The organism is Paraburkholderia solisilvae (assembly GCF_902859875.1).
Classification (GTDB): Bacteria; Pseudomonadota; Gammaproteobacteria; order Burkholderiales; family Burkholderiaceae; genus Paraburkholderia; species Paraburkholderia solisilvae.
The window spans coordinates 137,143-149,383 of record NZ_CADIKF010000001.1; the positions used below are offsets into that span (position 1 = coordinate 137,143).

Below are 12,241 nucleotides of genomic sequence, written 5' to 3' on the forward strand. Positions count from 1 at the left end.
GCATCGCACGCATCACCGATACTCGACGTAAGTGCGGGTGCAAAAACCCCGTTTGATGCGCGTGCCTCGTCTCTTTTCCTGCCGCTTTAAGCGGGTTCGCCGTCCAGATTGACCTGCTGCCGGCGCGACCGGCTGTCTCCGCGTTTTCCCCGTTGCAGAGAAATTCTGTCCATGAAACACTCGCTGCCATCTGCCGTGTCGGATCGTAATCCGATATATCGGACAGGCAGCAACGGTGAACATTTCCTTCTCCAGATCGGGATGCCAACAATGAGACTCGCCAAGGTCGCCACCGCAAGCGTAAAACTCCTCTGCCTGTCCGCTCTCGCCGGTTTGCTCGCGCTTGCCGCGTGCACGAAGGTCGATGCCCCCGCGCAGGGCAGCGCGGCCGACTCGACGCTCAAGCAGGTTTTGCAGCGCGGCACGCTGCGCGTCGGCGACTGCCTGAGCTTTGCGCCATTCGGCTTCTACGATCAGTCCGGCGCGCCCGACGGCTACGACGTCGACCTCGCGAAAGAACTCGCGAAACAGATGGGCGTGAAGCTCGAAATGGTCAATACGACAAGCGCGAACCGCATTCCGAACCTGCAGACCAGCAAGGTCGACGTGGTGTTCTGCAACTTCACGCGCAATCTGGAGCGCGCGAAGGAAATTTCATTTACGAACCCGTATGTGGTCGCGAGCGAGGCGCTGCTCGTGAAGAAGAGCAGCGGCATCCAGTCGATCAAGGACATGTCGAACCGCACGATCGCCACCGTCAAAGGCTCGACCAACGGCGACGAAGTGCGCTCGCTGAACATGCAGGTGAAGATCCAGGAGTACGACAGCTCGCAGGCCGCAATTCTCGCGGTCAAGCAGGGCCAGGCCGACGCGATGATCGAGGACAACAACTTCCTCGCGTATCAGGCGAAGCTCGACCCCGAGCTGACCGTCACCGATGAAGCGCTGGTGCCGCTCGAATACAACGGATTCGGCGTGAAGCAGGGCGATCAGGTGTGGCTCGACTATCTGAACCTGTTCCTGTTCCAGATCAACGCGTCGAAGCTGAATCAGCAGCTTTACAAGAAGTGGTTCGGTGTCGATCCGCGCTATCCGCTGAATCCGCAGTTCTAGGCCGCAACCGGCGGCCGGTCGCGATATCGGGGCCGCCGCGGAATCGCTTTGCGCACCGGTTTGCGTACGGAGAAGTGATGAGCTACCAATGGATGACCCTCGCCGGCTACCTGAGCGACTTCGTTCGCGCGGCATGGCTGACGCTGCAGGTCACGCTGCTCGCGTTCGCATTGGCGATGACGCTCGGCCTGCTGACGGCGCTCGCCGGTTCATCGCGTGTCGCGCTGTTGCGCTGGATCGCGAGCGTCTATATCGAGGCGATTCGCAACACGCCGGTGTTGCTGCAAATCTTTATCGTGTTCTTCGGCTTGCCGACGCTCGGTATCACGCTCGATGCGTATACGGCAGGCGTGATCGCGCTCGGCGTAAATGTCGGTGCTTACCTTGCCGAAGTGTTTCGCGCGGGCATTCAATCGGTTCCGCGCGGCCAACTGGAGGCCGCGTCGATTCTCGGCATGGAGCGCTCGCAGATCTTTATCGACGTCGTGCTGCCGCAGGCCGCGCGTGCGGTCTACCCGGCGATCGTGAACAACCTGATCCAGCTGCTGCTGGGTACGTCGTTGCTTTCCGCGATTGCGCTGCCGGAACTGAGCGGCACCGCGACCGTGATCAACGCGCGCACGCTGCTCTATATACAGACCTTCACGATTACGCTGGTCATCTATCTGGTGCTCAGCAACGGTCTTTCATGGATGGCCGCACAAATCGGCGCGCGAATCTTCCACCCGCCGCTCGAGATGAGGAAACGCACACGCCGGGCGTTTTTCTTTGCGCGCCGGGCGGACCGCACCTGAGCAAGGCAGGCGTTTGATTACCTGAATATCCGCGCACTATGCGTGCACTGCGCATACCGCGCACGAGACTGAACATGTCGAGCGAACTGCTATTCACGAGCCTGTCGATTCTGCTGCAAGGTTTGCTGGCGACCTTGCTGCTATCCGTCGCATCCATCGCGGGCGGCACGCTGATCGGCCTTCTCGCCGCGGTGTTGCGATCGTTCGGCCCACCCGGCGCACGCTACGCGGCCAAACTCTATACCGAACTCTTTCGCGGCTCGCCGGTGCTGATCACGCTGCTTTTCATCTATTTCGGCGTGTCGTATTTCGGCTATGCGATCGATGTGTTCGCGGCCGGCGTGGTGGGCCTGTCCGTGTATCAGGGCGCGTATATCGCCGAAGTGTTCCGCTCCGGCATCGAAGCGGTGCCGAAAGGGCAGTGGGAAGTCGCGCAGATTCTCGGCCTCTCCAGATGGCAAACCTTCTTCTCGGTGATCCTGCCGCAGACCGGCAGGATCGTGCTGCCGCCGCTGATCGGCCAGTACCTGTCGCTGATCAAGGATACGTCGATCGTCAGCATGATCGGCATGTCGGAACTGATGCACGGCGGGCAGGCGATTGTCGATCGGGTCGGCAAGCCGGTCGAAATCTACGGGCTCGTCGCCGTGCTGTATTTCATCGTGTGCTTTCCGCTGTCGCAGTGGGTGCGCCGCCATGATCGAAGAAGGAGCGTGCTGTCATGAACTCGGTTGTAACGGGCAAGCCGGCCATCAGTCTGTCCGGCGTCAGCAAGTCATTCGGCGCGACGCAGGTGCTGCGCGACGTGAACCTCGACGTGCGGGCCGGCGAGGTGCTGGTGCTGATCGGCGCGTCGGGCTCGGGCAAAAGCACGGTGCTGCGCATTATGAGCGGACTCGAAACCGCGGACTCGGGCGAGGTCTGGGTCAACGGCGTACCGCTGCATGACGCGAAGCGCGCGCGAGACATTCGCGGCCACGTCGGCATGGTGTTCCAGCAGTTCAATCTGTTTCCGCACAAGAGCGCACTGGGCAATGTGACGCTCGCGCTGATCAAGGCGCGCAGGATGAGCCCCGCCGATGCACGCAAGCGCGCGCTGGAAGCACTCGATCGCGTCGGTCTTGCCGATCGCGGCGAACACTATCCGAGCCAGCTGTCGGGCGGTCAGCAGCAGCGCGTCGCGATTGCGCGCGCGCTCGCGGTCGAACCCGGCATCATGTTCTTCGACGAGGCGACGTCCGCGCTCGATCCGGAACTGGTCGGCGAAGTGACCGAAGTGATGCGCGGCCTCGCGCGCGACGGCATGACGATGGTCGTCGTCACGCACGAGATGGGTTTTGCGCGCAAGACCGCGGACCGTGTCGTGTTTATGGACCAGGGCGTGATAGCGGAGCAGGGGGCGCCCGAGCAGATTTTCGTGAATCCGGGAAACGAGCGCACGCGCCAGTTCCTGCACCGGGTGCTCGACCATTGAGCGCGAACCTGAATTCGAAGCCTGCGCGTGGTGGCGGACGGCATGGCGGCGGTCGCGATCGCAGCACGGGTGCGGCGCCGGCCGCCGTTTCTGATTCCGTTGCGGGGGCATCGATACGTGCGCGAGGCGTCGACCGGGTCGTCACGCTGCTCAGGCAGTTGCACGACGCGCGGCGTCCGATGACGATGCGCGAGCTGATCGACGCGTCCGGCGCGCCGCGTTCGAGCGTCTACGAGCTGGTGACGATTCTGACCGACGCGGGCTGGCTCGAAACGCGTCCGGACGGCGGCGTGTTTTTCGGCCGCGAGATGCATTACTACGGGGCGGACTACGCGGTGCACAACGATCTGATCAGCCGCGCGCATCAAACCCTGCTCGCGCTCGTGAAGGTGCACGACGAGACCGCGCAGCTATGCATGCTGGAAGGCAACAAGTACACGGTGGTGTTGTCGGAGAACAGCGCACGGCCATTCAACATCAGCTCGGAGATCGGCGTGAAGGTGCCGATTCCGTGGACCGCGACCGGCCGGCTGCTGCTCGCCCATCTGAATGCGGACGAGATCCGCGCGCTGATTCCCGCTGAAGACTTCGTGCTCGACGACGGCACGCGCATCGGGCTCGACGACTTTCTGTGCGATATCGAGCGCGCGGCGCAACTTGGCTACTGCTGCACGGAAGGCCTGTCGCAGACCTTCCGCTGCTGCATGGCCGCGCCGATTCGCGACCGCTCGGGCGATGCGGTCGCGGCGCTCTGTTTCATGACCGGGCGCGATACCGATCCATCGAAGCGCGCCGCGATGCTCGACGATCTGATCCGTTCGGCGAAGGCATTGTCGCAGGCTTACGCACGCTGACGCATGCTGATGTGCGCTGATTGATGTGCACGTAAGGCCTGCGCGCGGCGCGCGGCATCAATGCGACTGATGTCCGAGCGCCCATACATACGCGGTCACTGCCTTCAGATCGTCCTGCGACAGTTGCACGCCGCCCATCGGCGGCATCGCGCCGTTGTGCTGTTTCGGATGCGGCACGCCCTGGGTGATGGTCTGCTGGATGCCGGACAGGCTGCCGTCGCTCCATAGCCACGTGCCGGCCGTCAGGTCCGCGCCGATCCCGGAGCCTTTGCCATCCGAGCCGTGGCAGCCTGAGCAGGTCGCGCCGCCCACTTTGCCTTCGAACACGCGCGCGCCGAGCGCAACCTGCTGCGCCGACGAGCCAGGCGGCACGGGCAGGCCGGCCGCGGCCCGCCCCGCGTCCGGATGAATGCCCTCGGGCGGGAGTTCTGCGCGCGACGCGGATTGCGCGCCGGGCGGTGTCGCGGCCGCCGCGACCGGCGCAGCTGGATGGCCGCCGCGATACGTGACGCGCCAGATGCGGCCGTGTATGTCGTCGGAAATAAAGAGCGCGCCGTCTTGCGCGACGACCACACCCGATGGGCGAAACGCGGCCTGGCCGGGCTCTTTCACGGCGCCCGCGAAGCCATCCGCGAAGACGGTGAAGGCGCCTGCGCCCTTGCCATTGCGAAATGGCTGGAACACGACGTTGTAGCCGCCTTGCGGACCCGGCGCGCGATTCCATGAACCATGGAATGCGATAAACGCGCCGCCGTCATACGCATGCGGAAAGCTGCCCGCGCCGCTTCCGGTCTTGTAGAACACCATATCGTTCGGCGCCCAGTGGCCGGGGAACCATGCGACCGGCGCGGTGCGTCCGCTGCACAGGCCGACCTTCTTTCCGTCACCGCCATATTCGGGTGCGAGCACGAGCTTTTTCTGCGCCTGATCGAAATAGCATTCGGGCCAGCCGTAATCGGCGCCCTGTTTCAGTTCGACGATTTCTTCCGCGGGCAATTCCTGCCCTTGCTTTGCGTTGAAGTATTCCGGCCAGTCTTCGTGAAGCTGATCGCGGCCGTGTTGCGTCGAAAAGATACGGCCTGCCGCATCGAGCGCGATGCCTTCGCCGTTGCGCAGGCCGCTGACGTAGCGCCCGGCGGGCGAGAATGTCTGGCCGGTCCGGTTAGCGTCGTATCGCCAGATGCCGCCGCGCGTTTCTTTTTCGGTGCAGGGTTGATTGCCCTTCGAATGCGGCGTGCGGTTCTGCTGCTCGCATGCGTTGGTCGCCGAACCGAGGTCGACGAGCAGGTCGCCTTTCGGCGTGATCGCGAACGGATGCATCGGATGGTCGCCGGTAGTCGGCAGGCCCGATACGATCACGTCGCCTTTGCCGGACGGCGCGACGTCGCCGGACTTCAGCGCATAGCGCATGATGCGGTCGTTGCTTTCCGCGTAGATCGCGTTGTTGTAGAACGCGATGCCCGTGCCGCCGTGAGCGCCGTCCGCGACGCTTTCACCAAAGCGCTGCACGACGTCCGCCCGGCCGTCGCCGCGGGTGTCTTTCAGCGCGACCAGAAAGCCGCCCGGCGGCGGCGTGTTCACCTTGTAGTAGTTGCCGCTCCATGTATTCACGTATAGCGTGCCGTCCGGGCCGACCGCCATTTGCCGCGCGTGGCCGATATTGTCCGCAAAGACCGTCGCGCAAAAACCGGGCGGCAGCGTGATGCCGGTTGCTTCGTTATTGCAGGTCTGCGCGACGCTTTCGGCCGCGTGCACCGCTTGCGCGATCGGCACATCGGGTGCGGCGAGTGCAAGCGCCAGCGCGGCAAGACCGGCAGCGCCGGCCAGTCGCAGGAAGCGCATGACGGAACGGGCAGATGACGCATGCGTGACGCGCATTGAGCGATCTCCTTCAAATGGCGGCAAGCGATTGCGATGCGTGTGCGTCGTGCGCACCGGTGCGTTGGCCGCGATGGTCTTCATGTTTCGCTCCGCGAGTTCGCACGGACGTGCGTATCCCGGCCGCGTGGCGCGCGCCAGCGGCAGCATGGATTGGGTTCGGAGGAGGCCTCAGAATGAAGAGGCTGAATGAGTATAGGTGATAGTTAAGCAGGCTGCGAAGAACATAGCCTTTATTTGCGATCTTGCTTAATGTTCTATGCCGCCGGCATTCGCGCTTGCGCCGGTGCTTGCATTTGCAACGTTTTTTCTGTCGATGAGCTTGCATGGGGTAGGGAAGCGGGAACAGAAGCGGCAATGCGCGATTCGGCGATCTGCCATGCGAGCAGGCCCGGCACGAAGATCACGAGATCACGTACGCGGCGCGCACCCGCAAGCGCGAGACAGGTTGCCGGCTCGAGGCCAGGCAGGCCGCCGACCAGCACAAAGCCGCCTTCCTGTACGTCAAGCGCGGCCGGCACGAAGAACGCGGCGCTGCTCACCGCCTGCACGAGCGAATCGATGACGATCGCGTCGACAAGGTTGACAGGCTTGCCAAAGAAGTAGAGCGCTAGCCAGATCTCGAGCGAGGTGCCGAGCGATTGCAGCGGTTGCCAGATCAGCAGATAGCGCGGGATCACCGCGCGGTGACGCCAGATCCGCTTGATCGCCGCGTCGATTTCCGCCGATTTGCCGACCAGCTCGGCGAGCTTGCCGCTTGCGATCCGGTCGAGCACGCGCATCATGCGTTCGAACGGCTTTGCGTGATGGATTAGCGCGAAGACGGCGAACGCCGGCGCAACGATCGCGATACCCCATGCGAGATCGCTGACGATGCGCAGCGTCGCCCATTGCACATGAACGAACAGGTAGCCGATGCTCGCCGCCGCGAACAGCAGTTGCGCGATCACCGTGAGCTGCATGTCGACAATCAGGCTCGCCGCGGCCATCGAAGCCGGGAAGCCGCTTTTCAGCAGCAGTCTGAACGACACGAGGTCGCCGCCGATTCGCACGACCGGCAGCAGGCCGTTGACCGATATCGAAGTTGTCGAACATTTGCGGTTCGATGACAGAGTTGTTCATACTGCCGGCTCCCGCTCGAGCTTCGAGCTGCAGGGCCGGCAAGCGTCCGGGTGCATCTCGTCAAGCATGTGGGGAGGCTTAGTTCGCCGCATCCTCGAAGGTTGCCGGCAGCGCCGCATGCCGGGTTTGGAATTTGCACGGGTGATTGCGCGATCTGGCTGATCAATGCACGTTTCGTTAAAAAAGGATAACCACGAATGAATCGGTCGATTTATTGGGTGATGGCGCTGGCCGCGGGTCTCGTCGTCGCGAACAACTACTACAACCAGCCCTTGCTCGTCGATTTCGCGCATACCTTCGACGTGACCGAACGCGCGGCCGGTGCCGCATCGGTGGCCGCGCAGACCGGCTATGCACTCGGCCTGCTGCTGTTCGTGCCGCTCGGCGACATGGTCAGACGCACCACGCTTTTCACCGTCACGCTGCTGGCGGCGGCCGCGTCGCTGGTTGCGACCGCGTTGGCGCCGACGCTCGCATGGCTGATCGTCGCGAGCTTCGTGACGAGCCTGACGAGCGTCGCGCCGCAATTGCTGACGCCGCTGGCCGCGCAGCTCGCCGGCCCGCAGCAGCGCGGCAGGGCGGTCGGCACGGTGATGTTCGGTCTGCTGTGCGGCATCCTGTTGTCGCGCACGGTGTCGGGCGTGCTCGCCGCGTCGTTCGGCTGGCGCGCGGTGTATGGCATGGCTGCGGTGGCGATGGTGGGCGTGGTCGTGATGTTGCTCGCGCTGATGCCGCGCACCGAGCCGGCTTTTTCGGGCACCTGGCGCGAGTTGATGGGCTCGTTGTGGACGCTGTTGCGCGATGCGCCGCTGATCCGCCAGACGTCGTGTATCGCCGCGTTGCAATTCGCCGCATTCAGCGCGTTCTGGACGACGCTTGCATTTCACCTGCACGCGATGAACGCCCACTATGGCAGCGCGACCGCGGGGCTGTTCGGACTGGTCGGCGTGGTCGGCGCGAGTGCATCGACGGTCTCCGGCAAGTGGACCGATCGCGGCGATGCGCGCGGCATCGTGCTCGCCGGCGGCATAACGATGCTGGCGGCGTACGGCGTGTTCGCTCTGGTCGGCGGTTCGATCGCGGGCCTCATCGCCGGCGTGATCGTGCTCGACTTCGGTGCGCAGATCGGGCACGTCGCGAACATGTCGCGCAATATGGGGGTAAGCGCGGGCGCGATGAATCGCATCAATACGCTTTATATGACGATTCGTTTCGCGGGCGGCGCGCTCGGCACCGCGGTCGGCACGTTCGCATGGAGCATCTGGAGCTGGGCGGGCGTGTGTGCGGTCGGGCTGGGGTTCGCAGCGGCGTCGGTGCTCGTGCAACTGCTCGCCGAGCGCGGCACGCTCTCACTGTTTGCCGGGCGCGACGAAACAAACGGCTGATCTGCTCACGAGCGTGGCGGCGGCCCGGAAGACCTCACAGGTACGCAGGTTTTCAGATCGGCCTATGATGTCCGCTTGTCGCGATCGGGCCGTGTTCAGGAAACGGCCGGCCCGTCGCGTGGTGATTCGCTCCTTCGAGGGAGGCCGCATATGCAAAAACCGGTGAAGGTTCCTGGGCCCGACCATCCGATCGCGGTGACGAAAAGCCCGCAACACGTCGTGGTGGTCGTGGCCGGCAAAGTGATCGCCGATACAACGAACGCGCTCGTCTTGCGCGAAGCGTCGTATCCGGAAGTGCTTTATATCCCGCGCGAAGACGCCGATATGTCGCAGCTCGAGCGCACCGCGCACGCAACGTATTGCCCCTACAAAGGCGATTGCAGTTACTACAGCATTCCCGCGGGCGGCGAGCAGGCGGTCAACGCGGTCTGGACGTATGAAGACCCGTATGACGCAGTGAGCATGATCAAAGGGCATCTTGCGTTCTATCGGGACCGCGTCGACGCGATCCAGATCCAACCGAACTGATTCCACCTGGCGCCACGAAAGTGTGCGCCCGGCGGGTGCGGTATATCCGGGTGCGGTATATCTTCGTGCGGCATTTCCGGCCGCATATCCATCCGCTTGCGCAAATGAAATCTGCGCGCAAGGCGCGACAGCGTACGGCGCCCCGCGCCACGCGCGGCGCGTCGGGAAGCGCGCGGCCTGAACCCCGCTGCTATTCCGCGCGCGGCAACGACAGCATCGGCACCCACGCGGCAGGCAACCACGGCTGCCATGCGCGCATCATGTCCGCCCATAGCACGAGCGGAGCGGCTAGCCCCAATACGCCGGGCTGCAGCAGCCAACGCGCCGCCGCATCGAACGACGGCGTCGCGGTGATATGAATCGTCACGACCTCGCCGTTCTGCTCCGGCAGATCACGCCGGATAAGCTCCACATCGACCGTCGGAAAGTGAGCTGTCAATTTCGTGTGATCCATCTTCAATCTCCATTTCACAGTGCAACCGCGGTCAGTCGTCCGGAATCCTGCGGACTAGTCTAACGCGATTGCCTCACACGCGGCCAGCGCCGTGGTGTCACGCGCGCGTCACGCGACGCGCACGGGCGCCGGGCCGGGATTCCCCGCCGCTCGTGCGGAGCGCGGTTGGGGAATAGAGGTCGGCGCTCGAGTGTTCAGTTCTGGAAGTATGGCTTCCCCCTATCATGGAATACCTCATCGGAGAATGAACTTGGATACGACGACGCAGCCGTCTGTCGAGGAGGAGCGCGTGTCGGCCTGGCTTGTGCTGCTGCTCGCCTTTGCATGTGGCCTGATGGCCGCGAATGTTTACTACGCGCAGCCGCTCGCCGGACTGATCGGCTCATCGCTCGGCGTCGCAGAGGGCGCCACCGGTTTTATCGTGACAGTGACGCAGATCGGCATCGGCGCGGGCATGCTGTTCGTGGTTCCCCTCGGAGACCTGATCGAAAGCCGGCGTCTCGTACTGACGCTGCTTTGCATGACAACCCTGGGTCTGCTTGGCTCCGGCCTGTCGCGGCACGTTGCGCCGTTTATGGTGGCGGCCTGTCTGCTCGGCATCGGCAGCGTCGCGATTCACGTGCTGGTGCCGTACGCGGCGCATCTCGCGCCGGAGCGGATTCGCGGACGGGTGGTCGGCAATGTCACGAGCGGCGTGCTGCTCGGCATCATGCTTGCGCGTCCGGCGTCGAGTTTCGTTACGCAGCTTTCGTCGTCATGGCACACCATCTTCTATCTGTCGGCGGCGCTGATGGCCGCATTGATGATATTGCTTGCGCTTGCATTGCCGCCGCGCAGGCCGTTATCGAAGCTCGGTTATTTCGAGCTGCTGGCGTCGATGCGGCATCTGGTGTTCACGCAACCCGTGGTGCGGCGCCGGTCGTTCTATTCCGGCTGCCTCGGCGCGGCGTTCAGTCTTTTCTGGACGACCACGCCGCTGCTGCTTGCCGGGCCGGCGTTCAGGCTTTCGCAAAGCGGCATTGCCCTTTTTGCACTGATCGGGGTGTCGGGTTCGGTCGCCGCGACGGTGTCCGGCAGTCTTGCGGATCGCGGCTGGACGCGGCCGGCCACCGCGTTGGCGATGCTGGCCGTGGCCGGCGCGCTGTTGCTCACGCGCGTGGTCGAACCGGGTGCGTCGTTCTCGCTGACGCTCCTGGTCATTGCGGGCGTCGTGCTGGACTTCGGCGTGTCGTCGAACATGTCGCTGGGTCAGCGCGCGATCTTTTCACTCGGCGCGCAGTTCAGGTCGCGTGTGAACGGCATCTATATGACGACGTTCTTCGCCGGCAGCGCACTCGGTTCCGCGCTAGGCGGCTGGACCTACGCACAGGGCGGCTGGCCGCTGGCGTCGCTGGTGGGGCTGGTGTTTCCGCTGATGGCGCTCGTCTATTTTGTGACCGATCGCGAACATTTCGCGAAACGCGAATCGTCGGCTTCGTGAGCAGGGCGCGAGCCGCCAACCGCCGCGGTTCGATGTGACGCCGGTCGGCGCGGTTCGCGCAGCGTGCGCGTTCTGATTTCGCTCACGCGAAATCGGTGTGCAGCGCTTCGCGAGCCGATGCCAGAATCTCGTCGGACAGCGGGTCGTCGCGCACTGCGCGCGCGAGCGTCAGCGCGCCGATCAGCATCGATAGTCGCGCGATCGCGCGTTGCCGCACTTTCTTCGAACGCCGTGCACTCGAGAACGACATCAGCACGTCGAGCATCGAGCGGATGCCGCGTGCGTAGACGCCGCGAATCGGCTTGCCGGCGGGCTCGCGGCCGACATCGACCGCAAGTCCCGCCGCCGCGCATGACAGGCCCGGACGGTCACGCTGCGCGGCAGTCAAATAGTGCTTCGCCAACGCATCGACGCGCGACTGCTCGTCTGCACCGTCCTTGACCAGCGAACGCCACCGCGAGACCGATTCCTCGAACGCCTGCGCGCATGCAATTGCGGCCAGTTCGTCTTTCGAGTCGAAATGGCCATAAAAGCCGCCATGCGTGAGGCCGGCCGTCGCCATGATGTCGGCCACCGAGATGCCGTTGAGCCCATGCTCCTTGAACAGGCGCGCGGACGCGGCTTCGATCACGGCACGGTTTTTATCGGCTTGTTCGCGGGAAACGCGCGGCATGACAATTCTCCAGAAGGAATGCCATGAGCATAACTCAGACAGCCGGTGCGGGGGGCGAGACTACGTATATTGCGCGATGCCGTTTCCGAACGACCAGTTTTCTTTTGCAACCTCGACAAGATTGACAAACAGGTCTTCGCGCCGCAACCCGATGCGCGCATGCAAGCCGTCCGCCAGTGCCTGGTAGAACGCACGCTTCTTGTCAACGTCGCGCCCGGCATTGAGCGTGATCTGGATCATCACGCATTGTCGCGAGCGGCTGATGCCGAGATAGGTCGGATCGGCAATGAAATCACTGGACTTGTATTCGCTGATCACCATGAAGCGGTCGTTGGCGGGCACGTTCATCGTGCTGGTCATGGCCTTGTAAACTTCATCGGCGATGGCGCCGCGGTATTCGGCGGATTGTCCTTCGACAAGATCGATGCGTACGAGCGGCATGGTGAGTCTCCTTGTATCGGGGCGCAGTCGAGAGGGACGACGTGC

General features: G+C 63.8%; 13 protein-coding genes. 8 read left to right on the forward strand and 5 right to left on the reverse strand.

Annotated elements, in window-relative coordinates:
- Window positions 1-270 precede the first annotated feature (270 nt).
- From HV675_RS00635 to HV675_RS00655, 5 genes are all read left to right on the forward strand, one after another.
- Complete coding sequence (locus tag HV675_RS00635; RefSeq protein WP_175108803.1) at window positions 271-1,113, forward strand: ABC transporter substrate-binding protein; 843 nt, start codon at window positions 271-273, stop codon at window positions 1,111-1,113.
- Window positions 1,114-1,190: 77 nt separating this feature from the next.
- The gene (locus HV675_RS00640) at window positions 1,191-1,907 is read left to right on the forward strand and encodes an amino acid ABC transporter permease (protein ID WP_175108804.1); all 717 of its coding nucleotides are present in this window, start codon (window positions 1,191-1,193) and stop codon (window positions 1,905-1,907) included.
- A gap of 74 nt (window positions 1,908-1,981) precedes the next feature.
- Window positions 1,982-2,632, forward strand: coding sequence for an amino acid ABC transporter permease (locus tag HV675_RS00645; protein WP_175108805.1), 651 nt, complete (start codon window positions 1,982-1,984; stop codon window positions 2,630-2,632).
- The gene (locus HV675_RS00650) at window positions 2,629-3,381 is read left to right on the forward strand and encodes an amino acid ABC transporter ATP-binding protein (RefSeq protein WP_175108806.1); all 753 of its coding nucleotides are present in this window, start codon (window positions 2,629-2,631) and stop codon (window positions 3,379-3,381) included. Before HV675_RS00645 ends, HV675_RS00650 begins: the two co-directional genes overlap by 4 nt.
- Before the next feature lie 113 nt (window positions 3,382-3,494).
- Window positions 3,495-4,235 carry an IclR family transcriptional regulator gene (locus tag HV675_RS00655; protein ID WP_175108961.1) on the forward strand — a complete coding sequence of 247 codons (741 nt, stop codon included), beginning with the start codon at window positions 3,495-3,497 and terminating at the stop codon, window positions 4,233-4,235.
- Window positions 4,236-4,292: 57 nt separating this feature from the next.
- On the opposite strand, the gene HV675_RS00660 is transcribed toward HV675_RS00655, so the two are convergent.
- Both HV675_RS00660 and HV675_RS00665 read right to left on the reverse strand, forming a co-directional pair.
- A complete protein-coding gene (locus HV675_RS00660) occupies window positions 4,293-6,197 on the reverse strand; it encodes a c-type cytochrome (RefSeq protein ID WP_217477985.1) in 1,905 nt (634 codons plus the stop codon).
- A 173-nt stretch (window positions 6,198-6,370) separates the two neighbouring features.
- Window positions 6,371-7,225, reverse strand: a complete 855-nt coding sequence (locus tag HV675_RS00665) for a lysylphosphatidylglycerol synthase domain-containing protein (RefSeq protein WP_175108963.1) — start codon at window positions 7,223-7,225, stop codon at window positions 6,371-6,373.
- A gap of 207 nt (window positions 7,226-7,432) precedes the next feature.
- On the opposite strand from HV675_RS00665, the gene HV675_RS00670 reads away from it, so the two are divergent.
- Together HV675_RS00670 and HV675_RS00675 are read left to right on the forward strand one after the other, a co-directional pair.
- Window positions 7,433-8,620: an MFS transporter gene (locus tag HV675_RS00670; protein ID WP_175108807.1), complete on the forward strand. Its 1,188-nt coding sequence runs from the start codon at window positions 7,433-7,435 to the stop codon at window positions 8,618-8,620.
- A 150-nt stretch (window positions 8,621-8,770) separates the two neighbouring features.
- On the forward strand, window positions 8,771-9,148 hold the full coding sequence (locus HV675_RS00675; RefSeq protein WP_175108808.1) for a DUF427 domain-containing protein: 378 nt from the start codon (window positions 8,771-8,773) through the stop codon (window positions 9,146-9,148).
- A gap of 190 nt (window positions 9,149-9,338) precedes the next feature.
- Here HV675_RS00675 and HV675_RS00680 read toward each other — a convergent pair whose 3' ends face one another.
- A complete protein-coding gene (locus HV675_RS00680) occupies window positions 9,339-9,602 on the reverse strand; it encodes a hypothetical protein (RefSeq protein ID WP_175108809.1) in 264 nt (87 codons plus the stop codon).
- A 244-nt stretch (window positions 9,603-9,846) separates the two neighbouring features.
- Between HV675_RS00680 and HV675_RS00685 the strand changes: the two genes are divergently transcribed.
- The gene (locus HV675_RS00685; protein ID WP_175108810.1) at window positions 9,847-11,082 is read left to right on the forward strand and encodes an MFS transporter; all 1,236 of its coding nucleotides are present in this window, start codon (window positions 9,847-9,849) and stop codon (window positions 11,080-11,082) included.
- Window positions 11,083-11,164: 82 nt separating this feature from the next.
- On the opposite strand, the gene HV675_RS00690 is transcribed toward HV675_RS00685, so the two are convergent.
- On the reverse strand, window positions 11,165-11,755 hold the full coding sequence (locus HV675_RS00690) for a TetR/AcrR family transcriptional regulator (RefSeq protein WP_175108811.1): 591 nt from the start codon (window positions 11,753-11,755) through the stop codon (window positions 11,165-11,167).
- Window positions 11,756-11,815: 60 nt separating this feature from the next.
- Window positions 11,816-12,196 carry a tautomerase family protein gene (locus HV675_RS00695; protein WP_175108812.1) on the reverse strand — a complete coding sequence of 127 codons (381 nt, stop codon included), beginning with the start codon at window positions 12,194-12,196 and terminating at the stop codon, window positions 11,816-11,818.
- Window positions 12,197-12,241: the final 45 nt, after the last annotated feature.